Origin of the sequence: Cronobacter sp. HA18006, from assembly GCF_011605445.1 — a bacterium.
GTDB lineage: Bacteria > Pseudomonadota > Gammaproteobacteria > Enterobacterales > Enterobacteriaceae > Cronobacter > Cronobacter sakazakii.
This window is the reverse complement of record NZ_JAANQB010000011.1, coordinates 1,242,306-1,262,277: the sequence shown is the minus strand read 5'-3', so window position 1 is coordinate 1,262,277 and position 19,972 is coordinate 1,242,306. Positions and strand designations below refer to the sequence as shown.

General features: G+C 52.2%; 23 protein-coding genes and 1 pseudogene. 14 read left to right on the top strand and 10 right to left on the bottom strand.

Features of this window, described 5'->3' with window-relative positions; all coding sequences use genetic code 11:
* Nucleotides 1-75: 75 nt before the first annotated feature.
* The 6 genes and pseudogenes from fliE to G9X48_RS07735 all read left to right on the top strand — a co-directional run bounded on the left by fliE (nucleotide 76) and on the right by G9X48_RS07735 (nucleotide 3,763).
* Nucleotides 76-387, top strand: coding sequence for a flagellar hook-basal body complex protein FliE (fliE, locus tag G9X48_RS07760; protein ID WP_004384862.1), 312 nt, complete (start codon nucleotides 76-78; stop codon nucleotides 385-387).
* A 21-nt stretch (nucleotides 388-408) separates the two neighbouring features.
* Complete coding sequence (locus G9X48_RS07755; protein WP_312579982.1) at nucleotides 409-723, top strand: S24 family peptidase; 315 nt, start codon at nucleotides 409-411, stop codon at nucleotides 721-723.
* Nucleotides 650-814 (top strand): annotated as a pseudogene (locus tag G9X48_RS07750) (DNA polymerase V subunit UmuC); the annotation flags it as partial. The gene G9X48_RS07755 and the pseudogene G9X48_RS07750, both read left to right, overlap by 74 nt.
* A 211-nt stretch (nucleotides 815-1,025) precedes the next feature.
* Nucleotides 1,026-1,715, top strand: coding sequence for a YafY family protein (locus tag G9X48_RS07745; protein WP_038880125.1), 690 nt, complete (start codon nucleotides 1,026-1,028; stop codon nucleotides 1,713-1,715).
* Between the two features lie 70 nt (nucleotides 1,716-1,785).
* Nucleotides 1,786-2,532, top strand: coding sequence for an SDR family NAD(P)-dependent oxidoreductase (locus tag G9X48_RS07740; protein ID WP_038880128.1), 747 nt, complete (start codon nucleotides 1,786-1,788; stop codon nucleotides 2,530-2,532).
* A gap of 331 nt (nucleotides 2,533-2,863) precedes the next feature.
* Entirely contained in the window at nucleotides 2,864-3,763 is a 900-nt protein-coding gene (locus G9X48_RS07735; protein WP_007868931.1) for a hypothetical protein, read from the top strand.
* A 203-nt stretch (nucleotides 3,764-3,966) separates the two neighbouring features.
* On the opposite strand, the gene G9X48_RS07730 is transcribed toward G9X48_RS07735, so the two are convergent.
* The gene (locus G9X48_RS07730; protein ID WP_004386784.1) at nucleotides 3,967-4,371 is read right to left on the bottom strand and encodes a DUF2251 domain-containing protein; all 405 of its coding nucleotides are present in this window, start codon (nucleotides 4,369-4,371) and stop codon (nucleotides 3,967-3,969) included.
* Nucleotides 4,372-4,622: 251 nt separating this feature from the next.
* Between G9X48_RS07730 and G9X48_RS21640 the strand changes: the two genes are divergently transcribed.
* Nucleotides 4,623-4,808 (top strand): DUF4113 domain-containing protein, encoded by a 186-nt coding sequence (locus G9X48_RS21640; RefSeq protein WP_306460295.1) that lies wholly within the window; start codon nucleotides 4,623-4,625, stop codon nucleotides 4,806-4,808.
* A gap of 85 nt (nucleotides 4,809-4,893) precedes the next feature.
* On the opposite strand, the gene G9X48_RS07720 is transcribed toward G9X48_RS21640, so the two are convergent.
* Nucleotides 4,894-5,733, bottom strand: coding sequence for a helix-turn-helix transcriptional regulator (locus G9X48_RS07720; RefSeq protein ID WP_007868925.1), 840 nt, complete (start codon nucleotides 5,731-5,733; stop codon nucleotides 4,894-4,896).
* Nucleotides 5,734-5,832: 99 nt separating this feature from the next.
* On the opposite strand from G9X48_RS07720, the gene G9X48_RS07715 reads away from it, so the two are divergent.
* Both G9X48_RS07715 and G9X48_RS07710 read left to right on the top strand, forming a co-directional pair.
* A complete protein-coding gene (locus G9X48_RS07715; RefSeq protein ID WP_007868922.1) occupies nucleotides 5,833-6,729 on the top strand; it encodes an SDR family oxidoreductase in 897 nt (298 codons plus the stop codon).
* A 471-nt stretch (nucleotides 6,730-7,200) separates the two neighbouring features.
* On the top strand, nucleotides 7,201-7,782 hold the full coding sequence (locus tag G9X48_RS07710; protein WP_007868919.1) for a DUF4142 domain-containing protein: 582 nt from the start codon (nucleotides 7,201-7,203) through the stop codon (nucleotides 7,780-7,782).
* A gap of 192 nt (nucleotides 7,783-7,974) precedes the next feature.
* Here G9X48_RS07710 and G9X48_RS07705 read toward each other — a convergent pair whose 3' ends face one another.
* Nucleotides 7,975-9,192 (bottom strand): MFS transporter, encoded by a 1,218-nt coding sequence (locus G9X48_RS07705; protein ID WP_007868916.1) that lies wholly within the window; start codon nucleotides 9,190-9,192, stop codon nucleotides 7,975-7,977.
* On the bottom strand, nucleotides 9,189-9,329 hold the full coding sequence (locus tag G9X48_RS07700; RefSeq protein WP_007868912.1) for a hypothetical protein: 141 nt from the start codon (nucleotides 9,327-9,329) through the stop codon (nucleotides 9,189-9,191). Before G9X48_RS07700 ends, G9X48_RS07705 begins: the two co-directional genes overlap by 4 nt.
* A 271-nt stretch (nucleotides 9,330-9,600) precedes the next feature.
* Here G9X48_RS07700 and G9X48_RS07695 point away from each other — a divergent pair, with 271 nt between their 5' ends.
* Together G9X48_RS07695 and G9X48_RS07690 are read left to right on the top strand one after the other, a co-directional pair.
* Nucleotides 9,601-10,512, top strand: coding sequence for a LysR family transcriptional regulator (locus G9X48_RS07695; RefSeq protein ID WP_004386791.1), 912 nt, complete (start codon nucleotides 9,601-9,603; stop codon nucleotides 10,510-10,512).
* Nucleotides 10,513-10,866: 354 nt separating this feature from the next.
* Nucleotides 10,867-11,472 carry a class I SAM-dependent methyltransferase gene (locus G9X48_RS07690; RefSeq protein WP_007868899.1) on the top strand — a complete coding sequence of 202 codons (606 nt, stop codon included), beginning with the start codon at nucleotides 10,867-10,869 and terminating at the stop codon, nucleotides 11,470-11,472.
* Between the two features lie 192 nt (nucleotides 11,473-11,664).
* Here the strand turns inward: G9X48_RS07690 and G9X48_RS07685 are convergent, their stop codons facing one another.
* The 3 genes from G9X48_RS07685 to yedE all read right to left on the bottom strand — a co-directional run bounded on the left by G9X48_RS07685 (nucleotide 11,665) and on the right by yedE (nucleotide 13,875).
* On the bottom strand, nucleotides 11,665-12,348 hold the full coding sequence (locus G9X48_RS07685; protein WP_007868896.1) for an SOS response-associated peptidase: 684 nt from the start codon (nucleotides 12,346-12,348) through the stop codon (nucleotides 11,665-11,667).
* Nucleotides 12,349-12,427: 79 nt separating this feature from the next.
* Nucleotides 12,428-12,661: a sulfurtransferase-like selenium metabolism protein YedF gene (gene yedF, locus G9X48_RS07680; RefSeq protein ID WP_004386794.1), complete on the bottom strand. Its 234-nt coding sequence runs from the start codon at nucleotides 12,659-12,661 to the stop codon at nucleotides 12,428-12,430.
* Nucleotides 12,658-13,875, bottom strand: coding sequence for a selenium metabolism membrane protein YedE/FdhT (gene yedE, locus G9X48_RS07675; RefSeq protein WP_007868894.1), 1,218 nt, complete (start codon nucleotides 13,873-13,875; stop codon nucleotides 12,658-12,660). The genes yedF and yedE overlap by 4 nt, the downstream gene beginning before the upstream one ends.
* A 203-nt stretch (nucleotides 13,876-14,078) precedes the next feature.
* On the opposite strand from yedE, the gene yedD reads away from it, so the two are divergent.
* Nucleotides 14,079-14,492 carry a lipoprotein YedD gene (gene yedD, locus G9X48_RS07670; protein ID WP_007868892.1) on the top strand — a complete coding sequence of 138 codons (414 nt, stop codon included), beginning with the start codon at nucleotides 14,079-14,081 and terminating at the stop codon, nucleotides 14,490-14,492.
* 342 nt (nucleotides 14,493-14,834) lie between these two features.
* On the opposite strand, the gene fliT is transcribed toward yedD, so the two are convergent.
* From fliT to fliD, 3 genes are read right to left on the bottom strand one after another with little or no spacing between them, the layout of a single operon-like run.
* Nucleotides 14,835-15,197 carry a flagella biosynthesis regulatory protein FliT gene (fliT, locus tag G9X48_RS07665; protein ID WP_004386798.1) on the bottom strand — a complete coding sequence of 121 codons (363 nt, stop codon included), beginning with the start codon at nucleotides 15,195-15,197 and terminating at the stop codon, nucleotides 14,835-14,837.
* Nucleotides 15,197-15,607, bottom strand: coding sequence for a flagellar export chaperone FliS (gene fliS / locus G9X48_RS07660; RefSeq protein WP_007850993.1), 411 nt, complete (start codon nucleotides 15,605-15,607; stop codon nucleotides 15,197-15,199). The genes fliT and fliS overlap by 1 nt, the downstream gene beginning before the upstream one ends.
* A gap of 9 nt (nucleotides 15,608-15,616) precedes the next feature.
* Entirely contained in the window at nucleotides 15,617-17,047 is a 1,431-nt protein-coding gene (gene fliD, locus G9X48_RS07655) for a flagellar filament capping protein FliD (RefSeq protein ID WP_038880131.1), read from the bottom strand.
* A 435-nt stretch (nucleotides 17,048-17,482) separates the two neighbouring features.
* On the opposite strand from fliD, the gene G9X48_RS07650 reads away from it, so the two are divergent.
* Both G9X48_RS07650 and G9X48_RS07645 read left to right on the top strand, forming a co-directional pair.
* Nucleotides 17,483-18,319, top strand: a complete 837-nt coding sequence (locus G9X48_RS07650) for a flagellin (RefSeq protein WP_038880134.1) — start codon at nucleotides 17,483-17,485, stop codon at nucleotides 18,317-18,319.
* Between the two features lie 207 nt (nucleotides 18,320-18,526).
* Entirely contained in the window at nucleotides 18,527-19,948 is a 1,422-nt protein-coding gene (locus G9X48_RS07645; protein WP_007868885.1) for a hypothetical protein, read from the top strand.
* Nucleotides 19,949-19,972: the final 24 nt, after the last annotated feature.

Genomic DNA, 19,972 nt, shown 5'->3' with positions numbered 1-19,972 from the left:
TCGTTATTTAGAGCCTTTATCCCATTGACAAAGTGTTACTCTGCACCCCGTTGAAAAATCATCCAGGGGTAAAAGATGGCTATTCAGGGTATTGAAGGGGTACTCCAGCAGATGCAGGCCACCATGCAGGTGGCGCGCAATAATGCTGTCGAGACCCCGCCCTCCGTGAGTTTCGCCGGAGAGTTACAGGCCGCGCTTGGACGTATCAGCGATACGCAAAACGCCGCCCGCACTCAGGCGGAAAAATTCGCAATCGGCACGCCGGGCGTGGCGCTGAACGATGTGATGGTCGACCTGCAAAAATCGTCTATCTCGCTGCAGATGGGCATCCAGGTGCGCAACAAGCTGGTTGCGGCGTACCAGGATATTATGAATATGCAGGTTTAACAGGCCTGACTCGCTGATAAGATTGAAAAATCTGGCATCCCTGGCGTCTCGCTTTTGCTGGTGGACTTTAGCCTGCACGCGAAGCATAACGACATCATGGTCGCCAGTATTGGCGGCGAGTTCACCATTAAAAGGCTGGTGACGTACCCGGTGGCGCAGCTGCGCGCCGAGAACCCGGCTTACCCGCCTATCGCTGTTTATGACGCCGACGACCTCGACATCGTCGGCGTTGTCATTTGCGTAATACACACTCTGCACCGCAATGTTCGCGCTGGTTGTTATGAACTCGTTCTATACGAGTTGCGAGACGGCATTCCGTCCGGATCTGGCCGGTAAGCCCATCGTGGCGCTCTCGAATAATGATGGCTGCGTGATAGCGCGCAGCCGCGAAGCCAACGCGCCTGGCATAAAAATGGGCATGCCCTGGTTGTAAAAGTAATCTGATAAGGAATTAATGCAAAATAGGGGCGCTTTGAGCGAAGAGTGGATCTTCTGCGCATTATCACTGCCGACGGACGTATTACGAATATAGCGATGTATTAATCAATGGGGCAGTTCATGTACGCTACTTTGCACTAAGATGCTTATCCAACAGATGTTTTAAGATTTTGTTGCAGGTTAAAGATGGATTTATCAACATGACCAGAACAGAAAGGCTTCTCGAACTACTCCAGATACTCAGGGCGCAACGATATCCGATCACTGCATCCACTCTCTCAGAAAGATTAGGAATAAGCGTGCGCTCGCTTTATAGGGATATTAAAACGTTACAGCATCAAGGGGTACGCATTGAAGGTGAGGCTGGAATTGGTTATATCGTTAAGTCTGATTTTCATTTGCCACCCTTAAACCTTTCGCATGAAGAAATTAATGCTATTACACTTGGGCTAAATTGGGTATCTCATAATACGGATTATGATTTCAAAAATACAGCAAGGAGTGCGCTTGCCAAAATACATGCTGTTATTCCTGATGAATTAAAAGTCCTTATTGAAAGTCAATCCTATTTGATCGGTCCTTCAGAAAATAATGAGATATTTTTTGAAGACATTCGCAATGCTATAAAAAAGCGAAAGAGAATCAAAATAAAGTATTGTGACAAGAAGGATAATTACTCTTCTCGAGTTATATGGCCTATCGGGTTGGCTTATATGGAGTCATGTTGGCTTTTGGTTGCATGGTGTAAGATGAGAAATGATTTTCGTCATTTTAGAACTGACAAAATTGCAGAGATGGTACAACTGGACTCCATGTATAAAGAAAGCAGGACAGTTTTATTGAAAAAATGGAGGATAAAAGAAGGGATGTGCGAGGAGAAAGAGTACTGACAAAAACTGTCACAGCTAATTTGTATACTCTCCCAGGTGAAATACTCAATTCTACTTCATAGGGGGAGTTATGAATTTCCAGAATAAAGTTACTGTCATAACAGGAAGTACTGCAGGTATAGGTGAGGCAGTCGCAGATCAATTACACAAACATGGTGCTAAGGTCGTGATTGTATCCCGGTCGTCAGAGCAGGCTAACCAAAAAGCAAAACGATTATCCTCACAGGGACAACAAGCGCTGGGGATCGGATGTGATGTGTCACAACCCGAACAAGTAAAGAAAATGATAGATGAGGTTATCAGACATTTCGGCAGGCTTGATTATGCTGTAAATAATGCAGGCTTAACTGGTGAGCATGGTAAAAACATAACAGAGCAGACAGCTGAAAACTGGAATAAGGTTATTGCCACCTCATTGAGCGGCGTTTTTTACTGCCTAAAATATGAAATACCTGAGATGATAAAATTTGGTGGTTCTATAGTTAATTTATCTGCAGTAAATGGTCTGGTTGGCATTCCAGGACTGGCACCCTACACCGTGGCTAAACATGGCATAATTGGGTTGACCCAAACCGCAGCATTAGAGTTCGCAAGCCAGGGCATTCGAATCAATGCCGTAGCTCCGGGCTATGTCCAAACTCCACGAATGAGTGAATTTCCTGAAAAGATTATACGTAGTTTCGCACATAGCCACCCTATGAAAAGAATGGCAAAAATGCAAGAAATAGCAGACTTCATATTGTTTTTGCTTTCAGACAATGCAGCGTTCTGTACCGGAGGAGTTTATCCAATCGATGGCGGGTATTTAGCTGAGTAACCCTCTAATGTCATTTTAAACTGCAAGGGCGCCTCAACAAACATATTGGCTCAATGGGAGCGTTAGAACATATATAGCTAACGTTTCCGTTGAAGATCTAGTGATAACAATATTTCCAGTATAGATTAACAGAAGTATAGATGATCGGCTCTCCATGGATTCATACATTATGCCATTAACAACGCCCGCTTCTGGCACAAAGCTGACAGGGCTATTGCCTCGCAAGTCGCTTTAACCAGAAGTAGACTAAACCGTTCGGAAAGTTACTTGCTGTTTGAGCAGAAAACAGGGCAATCTTAGTAGATTGACCTGATACCTGGAGCTATGTCAGATGAATATGATGCTAAAATTTATGCTCTCTCAGTATGCTCAACTGCCCATACCACAGGACATCCTTTATAGCTGGCTTGAAAAATGGATTTATGAGCAGGAAAAATACTGTGTGGATACCACCTTTTCAGCACGTTTTCCATGGAAAGAAACTGGCTTACCACAAGAGTATTTTTTACAGCGTAAACTCAATATTGATGGTCATCAGTTTCTTACTGGTCCGCGTTATCGCGGGGGCGATATCAATAACCCTTTCATTGATATTGTCGCTTCAGACTCCAACATAGATTGCTCTGTACTCAAATCTGTCTGCCAGGAGTGGGAGCAGTTAAAGCCACAGTACATTCGAATTCTCACGCCCTGCCACGAAAAAAATCAGGGTATAACAGACCAATTAATCTATGCATCCTGGCTGTCTGGTGCTTCAGAATATCCGGATGACACAGTAACCCTGAGATTGGCTGAGTACGTCGATTTTGAATGGTGCCGACGGGCTCTGATGGATGCCTATCAGTATTCGTTGTTAGCTATCCCAGCCTTAAGAGGCAATCTGTGCCCTGTCGATGAGGAAGAGCTCAGTAATCATATTTCAGAAGGTGATGCGCATATTGTTTACGAAGAGGGAATCCGTGTAGGACTGATAATTTGCGAAAGAGGAGACGTCGCTTTTTTACGTGGCTATCGAATTTCTGACGAGGTTATCGTTCCTGCCTTTCGCGGACGCTCTCTGGCCTCCTTTGCTCAGCGCCTGCTTTGTAACTCTCTTTACCATTCCAGCCGGGAACCAATTCTGTTGACAGGAACTATCATTCCGGAAAATTTGCCATCCATAAAGACAGCTGTAAAAGCGGGGCGGACATGTATTCTCAGATATGAGTTTTTACCTGTGATGTTTAGTTAATCGGCTGAACCTGAACGTTAGTTCTGTTGCCGTGTATTGATATAAAATATCTCTATATGACTTTCTCTTTTGACCTGCTCCCTGTTGATTCACACACCACGATGTTAGTAACGCCTTCATCACCAGTCTGATTGAAATAATAGCGAAGCTATTAACTCCCGATGTGCGGACATTGTTATGGCAGGCGCCAGGCCTGCCGAACCTCATCGAAAAAAATCGTCTACCGCATCGCTCCACTCATGGCCTGACTTCGACCATATTTTGTTTATTGGTGGAGGAAAACCACTTCTGCAGTACCCATTTTTCCCGACGAAATCAAAAGCTCCATGCGGGTATCCGTTAATCAGTAGCACGCACTTTTGACTATCTTCAGACCAGCCAATTTTAACATCAGAAGGAACGTGGCCGTCAGAAATATCTTCGGCGTTGTAGATATGCAACGCGTCCTGAATCGGATTTCCGTCGACAGATTCATCAAGAGCGTAGAAATATCCGGTCTCACCATCGTCCTCAAAAACTGCCGCCAGCATCCCCTCAGGAGCCAGGCTCTTTATCACCTGCGCTTCACCAACTACGAGCTCGGCCTGTATTGTTACTAAGATTGCCATTCAAATTACTCTCCTTTCCTTGTGCATTACGTTAGATAGCTTTCTAACTTACCGCAAATTTAACATAGCGTCTGTTCTGGCATATAGCAGATAGTAATAACACTATAGAATTCTCTTAAATATCCCGCACGGTCAAGAACGGCACGAATTTTAGAAGTCGTATGGCATGGCGACCACCGGTACCAGAAAGCGGGGGATACTGGGTGTCTTTTTCAGCCAGGGCGTGGCGCAGCTGAACCTGTTTGGTGAGAATGCGCTCGCGCGAACAGCGAGGCGCTAATGTCTTTGATGGACAAACTCAACCAGCAGGGCTGGGGGAACGATCTGTTTTGGGGCAGGGCATCCAGCAGTCGTGGCAGATGAAGCGGGAGAGGCTTTCGCCTTGCTGCACGACATGGCTCGCTGATGTACAGACCGCGCGGGCATGGTTAAAGTGATGGTCTCCGGGCATTCAATGCAAGATAACATCCGCTTTGAGCGAGGCACGGACGTTTAATCATGGCAAACTGAAGAAAGTCTGACTCAGCCTTCACGCTGGGCACGGTTTTGGGTGATCCAACGCTCTATTTTCATCCTGCTTTCATCGGTTGCTGGATTGAAGAGCATCATTGACAGATCCGGCCTCCCTTCGACAGAAAAGGTGCAAAACTCCAGCGCAATTGTCCCGATTTGCGGGTGATGTAGCATCTTTAACCCTTCTCCATGCCCGGCAACATCGTTGTTACGCCACAGGCGGGCAAAGTCAGCGCTTTGAGCGGATAGCTCCTCAACCAGCCGAGCGATTTCCTCTGACGCACCAAGGCGCGCAGCATCCGCCCGAAAGGCATTGACGATGAGCCGGGCCACGCCCTCCCGGTCGTGCTGCATCTCCAGCGCCTCCGGGTCGGTAAACAGCAGGCGCAGAATATTTCGCCGCGCGGGCGGCAGCAGCGCGTAGTCCTTCAGCACAACCGTCGCCGGGTAATTCCATGCCACTACATCCCAGATGACGGTTTTGATAATCGCCGGAATCGTCAGGCTTTCCAGCACGCGTTGCAACCGTGGAGTTATGCTGCCGGACGGACTTACCCGGCTTTCCGGCGGATGGCCAAAGGCAAGTATAAACAGATGATCGCGTTCGGGAGATGTAAGCCGCAGCCCGGCAGCAATCCGGTTCAGCACCTCGCGTGAGGGGGCTCCCCCTCGGCCCTGCTCAAGCCAGGTATACCAGGTCGGGCTGATATTCGCGAGCTGAGCCACCTCTTCGCGGCGCAGGCCCGGCGTACGGCGGCGGCCGGGCAAAAAACCAAACGAAGCCGGGTCAAGTCCCAGACGGCGGGCTCTTAAAAAATCACCCAGAGGATTTTCAGAAAGCAGCGTCATAAATTAGCCTGTTAATGTTTATACACTGATAACGTCACTACTTTAATAGTAAAAGATCCGTGCTTACGCTGTTGCAGTAAATTACTCAGGAGAAAGACCATGCGTATTTTTGTAACGGGTGCGACGGGTTTTATTGGCTCACGTGTAGTATCAGCCCTTCTTGCACGCGGCCATCAGGTGACCGGGCTTGTGCGTTCAGAAGAAGCAGCCCGGCAGTTAGTCGATAAGGGCGTTACTGCCCAGCGCGGAACGCTGGAAGATCCCCTGTCGTGGGTTGCAGGCATCGACCAGTGCGATGCAGTGATCCACACCGCCTTCGATCATGATTTCACCCGTTTTGTGGAAAATTGCGAAAAAGATCGCCGGGTTATTGGCGCTATTGGCTCTGTGTTGCAGGGCAGCCAGCGCCCGCTGCTTATCACCTCCGGCACCGGGATGGGTGATGACGGCAGCGGCCAGCCCGCTCTGGAGCAGAATTTCAATCCGGCACATCCTAACCCACGTGTAGCCTCTGAGCTGGAAGGCTCTCAGCTACTGGAATCAGGGATTGATGTGCGCGTGGTGCGTTTGCCTCAGGTTCACAACACCGAACGCCAGGGGTTAATCAGCTATTACATCTCTCTTGCCAGAGAAAAAGGCGCAGCAGCTTACATTGGCGAAGGTAAAAACGCCTGGTGTGCGGCACACGTTGATGACGTGGCCAGGCTGTATGTAAAAGTGCTTGAGCAAGGCGAACGCGGCAAACGTTATCATGCGGTAGCGGAGGAAAGCATTGCCTCATGGCTGATTGCGCAAACCGTGGCGACAGGCCTGGATATCCCTGCTGTTTCGCTGAAATCAGAACAGGCCGCAGAGCATTTTGGCTGGTTCGCCGCTTTCACAATGATGGATATGCGTGCCAGCGGTGCATGGACACGCCAGCAGCTCGACTGGCAGCCCAAAGGACCGGGGCTTATTGATGATTTGCGCAGCATGAGTTTCTCAGGCAAGCCTTAGACCCAGCGCCGGGTAGCGGTTAAAACTTACATCTATAGGCAAAGCCTGTTATTACGGCGCCGCCGATACGTCCGCTCCTGGCACAGAGCAGATGTTATTAACACCATACACGTGTCTCTGATTTTCGTACTGTCAGGGACGACGCGACGTCTGGATGCCGTATGGCGTGACGACCACCGGTACCAGAAGACGGGCGTTATGCCGGATCAGGCACAGTTATATGGGCAAGTAGCGACAGGCTGTCAGAAATTCTCTGCCTGCTTTTTTGTTTTTATCACCGCAGGCCAGCGATCCGCTGACCGCAGTTTTATGACGCGCAAGCGCCGGTGTTTTCTTGCTGATTTGTCTGACTTAAGCAACCCTCCCGGAATGTTAAGCCTATACTGACCAGTGTAGTCGTAACTTTCCTCTGAGGCGGCGTACGGTAAATGAACCGATACCCGCCTTACCTATGGTCATCAGGAGAACAACATGCAAAAGACGAAAACCCTGAAAGGGCTGCTGGTTGCCTCAGCAGTCGCCGCGATGTTCAGCACCGCAGGCGTGCAGGCCGAGACGCCGAAAAGCACCACGCAAAATGAGGCCGCAGGCCAGACCACATCGGGTGCGAAACTCAGCGCGGGCGATGAAAAAGCGCTGAAGGACATGGCGCAGGCCGACATCAATGAAGTCGCTGCCGCGAAGATTGCGCTGGAGAAAGCACAGAACAGCGACGTCAAAGCCTTTGCACAGAAGATGGTCGATGACCATAGCGCTGCCCTCAGCAAAGTGCAGGCGGTTGCCCAGCAGAAAGGCGTGACGCTGCCGACCGAGCCCGACGCGAAGCACAAGGCCATGGCCGCTAAGCTTGAAAAAGAGAGTGGCGACGCCTTTGACAAGCAGTATATGGAGAACGCCGGTACTAAAGACCACAAAATGGTGCTCTCAAAACTGCAGAGCGACGCCAAAAAAATTAAGGATGCAGATGTGAAGGCGCTGGCCGACGCGCATACGCCGGTTGTTGAGGAACACCTGAAGTCTGCCGAGCAGATGTCGAAACATTCAGGTAAATAATCGGGTCAATGTGTGAGCACGGGGTTCGGTAAACCGGAATACTTGTGCTCAGGACAAAAAATCGCGCCACGCCAGAAGTGGCGTTATTGTTGCGATCAATAGATGAATAACAGGGACGTTATTTTCACCATATCGCAGGCAAAAAAAACCAACCGCAACAGGTTGGTTTTTTTAATCGGTACGGACACCCATTCACATTGTGTTCGTGTCGTTCATCTGGCCGTGAAGCGTTGTGATAAGAAAAGCGGGGCGCCGCATTTGCCACAGCATCCAGATAACTCCCAGGCCCACAACGATAGCACCAACCCAGGCGGTGCTGGTCAGTCCCATAACTTCCAGACTCGCCCCTCCGAACAGTGAACCCAGTGCAATGCCACCGTTGAAGCCAGCAATGTTTAATCCAGCGGCAACGGCGGGAGCGTGCGGCGCATGGCTATGGGACAATCTGATAACACGTGCCTGCAAGGCCGGTACAGCCGCGTAAGTCAGTGCTCCCAGCAAGCCTGTGAGCAGCACCATCAGTGGCAATGACGACGCTGATAGCCAGATAGCCAACAACACGACGGCGAGGCCGACAAGCACCGTCATCACGGCCGCATCGGACCCCTTACGATCGGTGAGTCGCCCACCCCATACGTTGCCAATGGCTGCCATGATGCCATAACCCAGCATCAACAGGCTGGCAGTGCCTGAGCTAACCTTCGTCACTTGCTGTAAAACGGGTGAAATATAGGTATATAGCGCGAACGATCCTGCATAGGCCAGTACGGTGATACTGGCGCCTGCCAGTAAACGCGGATTGAATATGGCCCGAAGTCCGTTCATCGCATTAGCCTGCGTTAAGGTATCGTCACGTTCCGCTGGCATCAGCGTCAGTAAGCCCAGAAAGCCAATGGCGCCACTGCCTGCCACTCCCATAAAGATAACCTGCCAGCTTAACAAACTGCCCAAATAGGTGCCGACTGGCACGCCAATCGCCAGTGCCAGCGTCAGCCCGCCGAAAACTACCGCGACGGCCGCACCAGCGCGATGCTGCCCGGCAAGCTGCGTTGCCACGCTGGACGCCACAGCGAGAAAAACACCATGCCCCAGGCCTGAAGCAAAACGAGCGACCAGCATGGACGTCAACGCATCGGACATACTTACCACCGCGTTGCCCAGCGTGAACATTGCCATCGCCACCAGCAGTAGCCGCTTGCGCGGCCAGCGGGTTGCCAGCGCGGTCAAAACAGGCGCGCCGATCACCGCGCCCAGAGCGTAGGCTGTGACCGCCATGCCAACCTGGCTGACAGTGGTATGCAAATCGGCAGAGATGGTTGACACCAGCCCGATAGTAACGAACTCAGTAAAGCCCAGCGCAAAGGCGCAAAGCGCGAAGACATAGATGACGAAAGGCATACGTTCACTCATACCGTAACCTCCTGCTGCCGGTGGTTTAGCTCCAGCGGGAATTTCGTCACGGTCGCGGGACCGCCGGGCGCGCTGTCGGCTTCCTCAGCCGTTTTTTTACGTTTATGGTGGATCAGGACGAACAAAGGGTGTGGCATGGTTTGGGGCTCCTGTATTGCAAAACCGAAGACCGCCTTCGCCGATGTGACGGACACGATGACGCGCCGGGCCACGGGCGATTCTCATCAGCCAGCACCCCCATGAAAAGGGTGAAGCAGGGGCTGGAGATGACGATCTTCGGGGGAAAGCGGCGCGTCGCCAAAGACCAATACTTACTGCGACACGCCAGGTTTTGATCGCCATTCTAGTGATGCCGATCTACCATATAAATGACCATAATCGACAAACACTTTCCCTGAATCGTACCAAATGACTTTACGCAATCTTGATGACCTGGCGGTATTTGTGCACGTCGTTGAGTGCCGGAGCTTTTCTGCGGCGGCGCGCGCCCTGCACCTGGCACCCAAGACCGTGAGCAAGCAGATAGCCCGGCTGGAGCAGGCGCTGGGCGCGACTCTGTTTGAGCGAAACACGCGCAACCTGCGCATCACCCATGAAGGGCGCGCTATTGCCGAGCGGGCGAAGGTCGCGCTGGGCGTACTGGAAGAAATGCAGGAAGTGGCGACGGGTGCCAGCCGCGATCTGCGCGGCATTATCCGCCTGACCGCGCCCATGCCGTTTGGGCGTAAGTACGTGGCACCGGCCATCCAGGATTTCTGCCGCCTGCATCCTGGTGTCACTTTCGACCTGCGGCTCTCCGACCAGATGCAGGATCTGTATAGCGACGATCTGGACCTGGCTATCCGTATGGGTGAGCTGGCCGATTCGCGGCTGGTCGCGCTGCGTGTGGCCGACAACCGCCGTATCCTGGCGGCATCTCCTGATTATCTGAAAGCGCACGGGCAGCCTGCTCATCCGCAAGATCTGGCGCAGCATAACTGCCTGGTGTTCGCCTATCCGGGCCTGCAGCAAAGCATCTGGCCGCTGCGCAAAGGCCGCATGGAAAAAGCTGTCGCGGTGGGCGGCACGCTGTGCAGCGACAGCGGCGACGTGCTTCACGCCTGGTGCCTTGCCGGGATGGGCATCTCGCTGCGAGAGACCTGGGATATACATGAAGAACTGCGTGACGGGCGGTTAGTACGCGTTTTGCCGGAGTGGGAAGCGACCCCTTCCAGGATCAGCATCGTGCGGGCGCGGCGAGAACCCATTGCTCGCCGGTTGACGGTGTTCAGTGATTTTCTGCTGGAACGCTGGCGGGATGCGCCGTGGGATGCGCCCTGACAGGTTTTATGCCTCTTTGCTGCCTCAGACGTTAGCGATCAGTAAAGGGGCGTTCAGGCTGTCAAGATCGGTGAAATTCATGTGGCTCTCCGGTGATGAGGTGTCCGGTGAATCTATTGCACCTGGCAACACGTTCACAACCGAAAAACGGACGAGTATTTTTCGGTAAAGAGTAACTGATGGCCAGCAAGGTTTGCCTGCCCGACGTTCACGGCTCCCGCAGAAAGCGGGGAGCGGGCTGCTTATTTACGCGGTCACGTAAAAAACTTAACGCCACCCACCTGGAATCGGCGGCTCCAGGCGCTCGCCCGTGTGCGTATACTCAGTCTTTCAATTTCATCCAGGATACGCCTTATGACTCATCCTTCCTCAAAGACCGTCGCGCATTTTTACCGCCACCATGCCCTGCAGTGGGACGAGATAAGACAGACGCGATTTGTTGAGCAGCCGTGGCTCGATGCCGTACTGGAGGGGCTGCAGGAGGGCGGTACCGTGCTCGATATCGGCTGCGGGTCAGGAAGCCCGGTAGGTACGTATATCGACAGCAAAGGGTTTGATATCACCGGCATTGACGTAACGCCTGCGCTGGTTGCCCTTTGTCGGGAACGGCTGCCGCGCCACCGCTGGTTAACCGGTGATATGAGAACGCTGTCGCTTAGCGCGCGTTTTGATGCTCTGATTGCCTGGGACAGCTTTTTTCATCTCACGCGTGAAGATCAGCGCGCCATGTTTGCTATTTTTCAGCAGCACGCGAAGCCGAGCGCAAAATTACTTTTCAACAGCGGGCCGGAAAATGGCGAAGCGGTGGGAGAATTTCTGGGTGAGGCGTTATATCACGCGAGCCTGTCGCCGGAGGAATACACGCAATTGCTGAATGCGCATGGCTTTGACGTTCTCACGTTTCGCCCGAATGACGCGGCGAGCGGGGGACGCACCGTCTGGCTGGCGCAAGCGCGCTGAGCTTATTGACGCCGCGGCCCGTCTCGACGGGCCATATTATCCGGCATTACAGCCAGCCCATATAATCGGCGCACCAGACGACAACTGCCACTATCACTAAAATCATCGTTGTTTTGCGCATCGTATACGTTCTCTGATTAAGTTCTTTCTTAACATCATGCCCGTAATACGAAAGATTATCTAATAACAGCGTCACACGACAGGGTTATCAACAGGGGCGAGCAGGTCCGGGCTCTGGTTTCTGATATTCCCTACCGCGCGATCCACCGGGTGCCAGATAAACGCGTCAGGCCCGAGCGCGCCGTCGTGCGCGAGCGTTTCTGCGCGCTTGTCTGAGGTCTCCGGGCTAAGCCAGGCAAGCGCGGCCTCCGCCGTCAGCGCCACCGGACGGCGGTCGTGGATGTCGACAAGCCCTTTGTCCGCCGCCGCGGTGACAATCACAAACCCTTCCCGGTCGTCGCCATGCTCAAACGGCGCTTTGCCGATGGCGGCGAAAAACAGCGGCTCGCCATCAGCGCGGTGAATGAAATAAGGCTGCTTTTTATCGCCTTCGCGTTTCCATTCATACCAGCCGTCGGCAAAGACAATCGCGCGCCCGTGTTGCCACAGCGGCTTAAACATCCGGCTGGTGGCGGCGGTTTCCACGCGCGCGTTAATCAGCGGCGTTTTATGCCACCACGCTGGCGCATAGCCCCAGTGAACAGGGTCGAGATGCAACACATCATCGCGCTGGCTCAGTAACAGCACGCGGGTGCCGGGCGCGACGTTATAGCGCGCCAGCGGCTCCGGGTCGAAAGCGATATCGCGCTCCGTCGTTTCATCAAGCGCCGCGAGGTACGCTTCACGGCTTAAGGTCTGGACAAATCTGCCGCACATAGCAGGCTCCGGTTAACAGGCTTTTACCGAAGTATAGGGCAGGAACCGCGCGCCCTCCCGGCGGGGAGGGCGCTGAGGGTTATTTCTGAATGAGATAACGGATGGTGGGGCCATCCTGCTGGATATCCAGCACTGTATAGCCGTGGTTGCGGGCATCCAGCGGAATGTTATTAATCGACTGCGGGCAGTCGCTGATGACTTCCAGGATCTCGCCCTTTTTCAGCTGCGGCAGCGCTTCGAGCGTGGCGACCGCCGGGTAAGGGCAGGGCTCGCCGGACATATCCAGGCGATAATCAGGGGTAATGGCGTTCATGCGCCCTCCTTAATAGCCGCAGCGGTGGCGGCAGGTTTCTGACGGCGGAAAAAGCGTTTCTCCTGCGCGATGACCAGCATCAGCGCGGCGAAAAGCAGCAGATACGTCACCAGCAGTCCGCCGAGTGGCCCGAATGTATTCAGCAGATTGATTTTGTCCCAGCTGGTCGCAAGCGACGGCGCAAGGTCATCCCAGAAATACGCCAGCACGGTGGAGCCAATCACGTTGCCAAGCCCCACCCACCAGTAGTGCACCTGGCCTTCCACGGCGCGATACATCCAGCCGGTTTCACAGCCGCCGGCCAGCACAATACCGAAGCCGAACAGCAGCCCGCCGAGCACCGCGTTCGGGCCAGCCCACATGATTTTCGGCTCGGCACCCAACTGGACATAGCTGAAGATGCCGATGGCGCTCACCGCCATCCCAAAAATAATCGCTTTAGCCATATGGGTGCGGCCGGTTATCCACATATCGCGAAACGCGGAGGTAAAGCAGATCTGCGCGCGTTCGATAAGCAGGCCGAAACCGACGCCGAACAGCATCGCGAGGCCCAGTTTCGGCGCGTTCATGGCCGTGAGCAGTGCCCAGCCAATCATGCCCGCAAACACCAGCATCCCGATGCGAAAACGGCGCTTCGCCTGGTCAGGCTTTTGCGTCAGCGGCGCGGCGGCGCTCACTTTCTGCATTTTTACCGGAATACGAAACAGCGGCAGCAGGGTAAAACGCGCGCCGAACCACGAGCCGATGGCTGTCGCCAGCGCGAAAAACCAGGCGTGCAACGAGAACTGCGGAATGCCGGTAAAAAACGCCGCCAGGTTGCAGCCCATCGCCAGACGCGCGCCGAAGCCCGCGATGATGCCGCCCGCGACCGCCTGAATAATGCGGATGCGATGCTGTGGCATACGCAACTTCACATTGTTGGCCCACAGCGCCGCCGCGAAGCAGCCGCCGAACATCCCGATAATCATCATCCCGTCGATGCGGGTCAGCGGGGTGCCTTCGAGATGAATCAGCTTGTAGTAGCCCCAGTTTTCAGCGTGAACGCCGAAGAGCTGTAAGAGTTGTCCGCCCCAGCGGGTGAATTCGCCGGTAACGGCCCAGAAGGTGCCGGTGATGCCGAAATAGTAAGTGGAGAGGATGCCTGCGGCGATTACGGCGGGCAGCGGGGCCCAGAAACGAACAAGATATTGCTGTTTAAAGTCGTGCCATGACATGAATTTTAGCCTCTGAACTCAGACGGAACTAAAAGGCGCTGCGAGCGCGCCAAAAGAAGCCCGCATCTTACGCCGCTGGCGGTTTTCGCACAGCAAAAATTCGGCAAAAGTGAATCTGGATCAATTCCCGCGCCGCCGCGTTGGGGTGGAAGCGTTAACGCTTTAATGCCACAATCTTTTTTTCTTCACGGGCAGGACAAACGATGAAAAAAATCGCGCTGGGATTGATGATGCTGGGGCTGAGCGGATGCGTTCAGGTGGAGAACTATAACGAGGTGGTGAAAACGCCGCCGCCTGCGGGAATAGCGGGGTACTGGCAGTCGAAAGGGCCGCAAAGTGAGCTGGTAAGCCCGGAGGCGATCGCGAGCCTGGTGGTGACGCCTGCAGGCGATACGCTTGACTGCCGTCAGTGGCAGCGGGTGATTGCGCTGCCAGGGAAGCTGATGCGTCGCGATGATACCCTTTATAACGTGACCAATAAGCTTGAGGTTTATAAGTTGTCGCGCGAGGGCGATACGCTGGAGTATGCCGGGATGACGCTTGAGCGTGTGAACCGTCCGACGACCGAGTGCGCGGATTTCCTTACCAAAAATCCGCTGGATACGCCGCTGCCGTAACCGTGCGTTGGCAGTGAAAGTGAGCCTGGCGCGTATCTGCGAGCCGGGCTTTTTTATGGGCGGCTGGCGGCGGGTGCGCTGCGCTTACCCGCCCTACGTCAGGGTCGGGTCTGGATTTATAAATGGCGGGTGCGCGACGCTTACCTGCCCTATGGGCCGGAATGTCTTTTGTAGGGTGGGTAAGCGTAGCGCACCCACCACCACGCCAAACCCCGCCAAAGGCCAAACCCCCACCACCAGGCCGCACACCCGCTTCACACATCACACTGAAATATTTACATTCCCGGACAGGAGAAAAGCGCAGGGCCGCGGCGTAATACCGCGGCCCTGAATGACAGGAAATCATTGATTGAAATCGTTTGGCATTAACACATTGCCAGAAAGCTTACCGTAGGCGGATACCAGCGATTTCTGATTGCCGTTCTGCTCAATCAGTACGCGTAATTCTTCCATCCGCGCCTGAAGCTTGATTTTCAGCGCTGCTTCGTTGGCCAGCACCTTCGTCAGCAGCTCACGCGCTTTTTCCTGAAACACGCTGTTATCCGGCTCGATTGGGTTGCGGGCAATCGCTTCTACCAGGGTAACGTACTTTACTTCCTGTTCAATCAGCTCATCCCACTGTCCTGAGTTCGCCAGGCTGAGCATGGTATTACTAAGCGCGTACAGCGCCTGCCAGTTGTTTAGGGATGAGATGAAATCATTCATCAGAACGTTTCCTGCGCGAGAGTGGTGCCGGGACCAATCTGCTTCCAGGCGTCAGCAATATTGGTCATCAGGGTTTCAACTTCATTGATGGCATCAACATCGTTACGCAGGTTCGCATGCAGTAAACGTCGCACCATGTATTCATAAAGCGAGGCCAGGTTACGCGGTAAATCGCCGCCAATATCCATATTCAGGCCAGCTTTGAGTCCGTTATCGATAATGTTAATGGCTTTAGTCAGCGCCTGACCTTTTGCCACCGTGTCGCCCTGTTCAATAAACAGGCGCGCGCGGACAAGGGCACTGAGTGCCCCGTCAAATAACATTACGACCAGCTGGTGTGGGCTTGCGCTCATTACCGCACTTTCCAGGCCTACCTGCTGATAGGCCTGAACACCAGAGCTATTGTACATATCCGTTCCTTAACTGCTTGAAGAGGAGAACTGTTTAGTCAGGTACGTTGAGGTGCTGTTCAGTTTGTTTACCAGGGAATCCAGGTTGCTAAACTGTGACTTATAACGCGCCATGGTGGCTTCAATGGAAGCTTCCATCGCGGTATAGCGCTTATCCAGCGATTTCAGCGTGTCGTTAATACTGTCTTTCGCATTCTGAATAACGCCTTCTTTGCCGGTGGTGGTGCTCAGCATAGAGGTCAGGGTGTTATTCATCTGCGTGGCCATACCGGTCGCTTTACCGTCGCCCACGAAGTAGGCCTGAACGGCGTCCGGGTTTTCGGTCAACGCTTTAGTCAGTTTCGCATCGTCAACTTTCAGTACGCCAGCGGCGCCGTCGGCAGCCAGAACCGGGTCCTGTGTGATGCCGAGCTGTGCCATGATAGCGATACTGCCGCTCTGCACCTGCGTCAGCGTGCTGCGCAGCTGAGACTGGATGGAACGTACGTTACTGTCGCCGATCAGCGCGCCGTTGTTGGAGGATTGCGTATCGCCCGCATCCACTTTGACGTACTTGGTCACAGAAGCAATGGTGGACTGCAGCGCGTTATACGCGGTCACCCAGTCGGTCACGGCCTTTTTGTTAGCGTCGGTCGCGCGGGTCACAGAGAGCGTTTCGTTAGCGGTGCTCTGTGCTTTCAGCGTCAGCGTGGTGCCCGGCAGCGCGTCAGAAATCACGTTAGTGGAGCGTTCGATTTCGATATCGTTCACCACCACTTTGGCGTTCTGAGAGGCCGTCTGGATGGAGAGCGCGCCGGTTTTGGTGCTGGAATCGAAGCCGATAATCCCCTGCAGGGTATCGTCGCCGGTGACCGTGACGGTCATGTCATTGCTGGTGCCGGTGGTTTTGGAGGTCAGCATCAGGCGGTAGTCACCGTCAGACGCTTTAATCACGCTCGCGGAAACATTGCCGCCTGCTTTGTTAATCGCTTTTGCGATGCCGTTCAGCGAGGTATCGCCATCAGCCAGAGAAACGGTCAGCGGTTTGGACGTGCCCGGCTGGCTGATGGTGACGGTACGGGTGGTGCCCGTGGTGGCACCCAGCTGCGTGGTGTTGCTGGCGATAGAGCCAGAGGTCAGCACCTGCGCTTTCGCCATCTGTTTTACGTTGACGGTGTAATCACCGGTCATCGCATCGCTGGTGGTGGTCGCCGCAAACGCGGTATTGGTGCTGCTGACCGAGGTTGAGTTCCATGTTGCGGCTTTACCGAGCGTGGCCGTCGCGGTTTGCAGGCTCTGCAGCGAGCTTTGCAGCTTGCTGTAGGCGCTTAACTGCGTGTTATACGTCGTCTGCTGTTTGGTAATAACCGTCAGTTTGGTTTGTTCTGCCGCTTCCAGCTTGTCATACAGATCGGCAAGCCCAAGATTCGAGCCTACCCCGAGATTACTGATTGTAGCCATGCGTGATTTCCTTGAAGTCGATGGTCGTTTCAGTCTCTTATCGGCGACGCAAAGCAAAAGTTTACTCCTGGCGGCAAAAAAATAATCCCTGGAATAGATGATGCAGACGCAGGCTATTGAGCCGATAGCCTGCCTTAAGTGAAATATTTCCCTTCTTTATATGTCTGCAAAAAAGTCAGAAAAAAATGACCAACCCGCATTAATAATAAGGAAATGGCAGCCAGAATTTATTTATACAATACATAAGAAAAATCTTAGTTCTGAGACTTATAAAAAGACATTAAATAAAACAATTCTTTAAAGAACAATAACATATAAATTTTTTGAGTTTGTTTCTAAAGTCTTTTTAAGAAGCGTCGATAACCTTGTTGACGGTGAGAGACGCCGTGAGTGTTAGGCACCGAACCTAAACCCAATTTTTGAAGGAATTAAATTATGTCAGTTATCAATACTAACCTTTTGTCCCTGACCACTCAGACCAACCTGAACAAATCTCAGTCTGCTCTGGGCACTGCTATCGAGCGTCTGTCCTCTGGTCTGCGTATCAACAGCGCGAAAGACGACGCTGCTGGCCAGGCGATTGCTAACCGTATGACCTCTCAGGTTAAAGGTATGACCCAGGCTGCTCGTAACGCAAACGACGGCATCTCCCTGGTTCAGACCGCTGAAGGTAACCTGAACGAAATCAACACCAACTTACAGCGTATCCGTGAGCTGGCTGTTCAGGCTGCGAACGACACCAACGGTTCTACCGACCTGACTTCCATCAACACGGAAATCACTCAGCGTCTGCTTGAAATCGACCGTATCGCTGGTGGCGCTAACTTCAACGGCAAATCCCTGCTGAACGGTACTGTAAACACCGCTCTGAAAATTCAGGTTGGCGCTGGTACTTCTGATAACGATACCATCTCTATCGGCACTAACGCCCTGATCAACGCGACTTCCGGTTCACTCAGCACTACGCTGAACACTACTATCACAAATAACTCTACTGCACAGACGGTAATCTCTGCAGCAGACGCCGCTATCGCGAGAATCGATACCGCGCGTTCTAACATGGGTGCGATTCAGAACCGTTTTGAATCTACTATCAACAACCTGAACAACTCTATCAACAACCTGACTGCGGCACAGTCCCGTATTCAGGACGCTGACTACGCGACCGAAGTTTCTAACATGTCTCGCGCTCAGATCCTGCAACAGGCTGGTACTTCTGTACTGTCTCAGGCAAACCAGGTTCCGCAGTCCATGCTGTCCCTGCTGCGTTAATAGACGCTCAAGCTTTCAAAAAGGTTGCTGGAAACAGCAACCTTTTTTTTCATCTATTGTTTGTCAGCGTTGTCAGCGAGCCTATTGCTAATATGGAAAATAAGAGGGAAATTTAGGTTTTGTTCTAGCCATTACGGTTGGCCGTAGAGTGATAAGCTCTAATCCTCTGCTCTACAGGCTAAAGAGTAATTAATAGGTCAAAATAAAATGAATACTTTCGCGCGCACGCGAGCTATGCATCAGTATTATCGTGATGTCTTTACTCACACTATTTATTTACCTGAATCGGATGCCCTGCCTGCGCATATCGCAATAGAGATCCTAAACTACGCCAGTGCAGATGTCGGCACGCTCGAAGAAAAGCTGTTTGCTGCTGAAACAGAGCTGGCACCTGAGCAAGACCGTGCGCTAAAGCTGATGATGAGCGCAATAGCACTTTCCAACGAAGCGTTTGATGCGCATTCTGGCGGCAAGCAAGTCGCGATGGCACCCGAGAAAATCGAGCTGATTACAAGCCGGGTGGTCGAAGCGCTTCAGCTTTCAGATAATATCAATTACCTGGTAAGTTCTATTCAAATTCTGTTTCGTATTAACGAAATTGATTCGGCTTTATTCCTTATTTCTAATAATCTTGCAATACTCAGTGAAACACCGTGCGTTCTTAAAATTCTGCTTCTTATTTGCCTAATGGAAGAGGATTATAACCAGGCACAGGTGATTATCGAGCAGCTGACCTCAAATCCTGACCTGGTAGGCGAGGATGCTATGACGCTGGTTATGGTGGTCTGTGGGATTTATAAGCTGGGCGGTTATCCTGATTCATTTATTGATTTTCGTCCGTTGCTTGAATGCGGCTATGAAAAGCAAGATTCTCGCTATAATTGGCTGATTGAGCCTGAAAATAATGGAAAAACAAATGTTCTCGTGGGCTGTGATAAAAAGTATTTTTTTGAGCATGCCATTCCTCTTGTGCTTTCTATATATGAAACGAATCATAATGAATTAAATGTTCATTTGCACATTTATAATTGTGATGAGGAAATTGAGCGCGACGTCCGTGCATTAGCAGCAGGGTTGAGTGACTTATCAATTTCGCTTAGTACTGAGTATTTTAATGCTCAAACGAGTGTTAATGTACACTATGCTTGCCGCCGGTACGTTTTTTTGCGGCATGCCATGAAAAAGATGAATAGCCCTATCATGATGTTAGATGCCGATTGTCTGGTGCGGAAGTCTTGGGCTGAAGTGAAGCGTGGTCTGAATCAGCAAAAATTAATTTTCACTTTGCATGAGGGAGCACCTTTCTGGGAGGATATTGCAGCTTGTTTTGTCTATACCGAAGGCGGAGAATTAGCTAATAAATATTTCGACACTGTGGCAAGGTTTATAGAAACTAATCTCAATAAAGATAACGCTGTATGGTTTCTCGACCAGATTGCACTCTCTTGTGCCATGGATGAGCTTAGTGCCATAGAAAAAATGGCAATTGCGCGAGAAGAAATTTCGAAAATTATTGATATCAAACACTCTGATAATGCTTTTAGCTGGATAGTGACGACCTGTAAAGATGGCAATGGTGATTACCATTATTACAAGAAAGCCCTGCGCGAAAAATATCTAGCGCTGTGAAGGCTTGTATAAAGGTTTTTACAC

What these genes read in the sequence shown, in the direction of transcription:
- yedF (WP_004386794.1), bottom strand. Translation starts at nt 12,661, where the DNA reads ATGAACGCCATTACCCCTGATTATCGCCTGGATATGTCCGGCGAGCCC.
- G9X48_RS07690 (WP_007868899.1), top strand. Translation starts at nt 10,867, where the DNA reads ATGACTCATCCTTCCTCAAAGACCGTCGCGCATTTTTACCGCCACCAT.
- fliS (WP_007850993.1), bottom strand. Translation starts at nt 15,607, where the DNA reads ATGTACAATAGCTCTGGTGTTCAGGCCTATCAGCAGGTAGGCCTGGAA.
- fliE (WP_004384862.1), top strand. Translation starts at nt 76, where the DNA reads ATGGCTATTCAGGGTATTGAAGGGGTACTCCAGCAGATGCAGGCCACC.
- G9X48_RS07700 (WP_007868912.1), bottom strand. Translation starts at nt 9,329, where the DNA reads ATGCCACACCCTTTGTTCGTCCTGATCCACCATAAACGTAAAAAAACG.
- G9X48_RS07685 (WP_007868896.1), bottom strand. Translation starts at nt 12,348, where the DNA reads ATGTGCGGCAGATTTGTCCAGACCTTAAGCCGTGAAGCGTACCTCGCG.
- yedD (WP_007868892.1), top strand. Translation starts at nt 14,079, where the DNA reads ATGAAAAAAATCGCGCTGGGATTGATGATGCTGGGGCTGAGCGGATGC.
- G9X48_RS07695 (WP_004386791.1), top strand. Translation starts at nt 9,601, where the DNA reads ATGACTTTACGCAATCTTGATGACCTGGCGGTATTTGTGCACGTCGTT.
- fliD (WP_038880131.1), bottom strand. Translation starts at nt 17,047, where the DNA reads ATGGCTACAATCAGTAATCTCGGGGTAGGCTCGAATCTTGGGCTTGCC.
- yedE (WP_007868894.1), bottom strand. Translation starts at nt 13,875, where the DNA reads ATGTCATGGCACGACTTTAAACAGCAATATCTTGTTCGTTTCTGGGCC.
- G9X48_RS07710 (WP_007868919.1), top strand. Translation starts at nt 7,201, where the DNA reads ATGCAAAAGACGAAAACCCTGAAAGGGCTGCTGGTTGCCTCAGCAGTC.
- G9X48_RS07730 (WP_004386784.1), bottom strand. Translation starts at nt 4,371, where the DNA reads ATGGCAATCTTAGTAACAATACAGGCCGAGCTCGTAGTTGGTGAAGCG.
- G9X48_RS07715 (WP_007868922.1), top strand. Translation starts at nt 5,833, where the DNA reads ATGCGTATTTTTGTAACGGGTGCGACGGGTTTTATTGGCTCACGTGTA.
- G9X48_RS07745 (WP_038880125.1), top strand. Translation starts at nt 1,026, where the DNA reads ATGACCAGAACAGAAAGGCTTCTCGAACTACTCCAGATACTCAGGGCG.
- G9X48_RS07645 (WP_007868885.1), top strand. Translation starts at nt 18,527, where the DNA reads ATGAATACTTTCGCGCGCACGCGAGCTATGCATCAGTATTATCGTGAT.
- G9X48_RS21640 (WP_306460295.1), top strand. Translation starts at nt 4,623, where the DNA reads ATGCGCTCGCGCGAACAGCGAGGCGCTAATGTCTTTGATGGACAAACT.
- G9X48_RS07720 (WP_007868925.1), bottom strand. Translation starts at nt 5,733, where the DNA reads ATGACGCTGCTTTCTGAAAATCCTCTGGGTGATTTTTTAAGAGCCCGC.
- G9X48_RS07740 (WP_038880128.1), top strand. Translation starts at nt 1,786, where the DNA reads ATGAATTTCCAGAATAAAGTTACTGTCATAACAGGAAGTACTGCAGGT.
- fliT (WP_004386798.1), bottom strand. Translation starts at nt 15,197, where the DNA reads ATGAATGATTTCATCTCATCCCTAAACAACTGGCAGGCGCTGTACGCG.
- G9X48_RS07705 (WP_007868916.1), bottom strand. Translation starts at nt 9,192, where the DNA reads ATGAGTGAACGTATGCCTTTCGTCATCTATGTCTTCGCGCTTTGCGCC.
- G9X48_RS07650 (WP_038880134.1), top strand. Translation starts at nt 17,483, where the DNA reads ATGTCAGTTATCAATACTAACCTTTTGTCCCTGACCACTCAGACCAAC.
- G9X48_RS07735 (WP_007868931.1), top strand. Translation starts at nt 2,864, where the DNA reads ATGAATATGATGCTAAAATTTATGCTCTCTCAGTATGCTCAACTGCCC.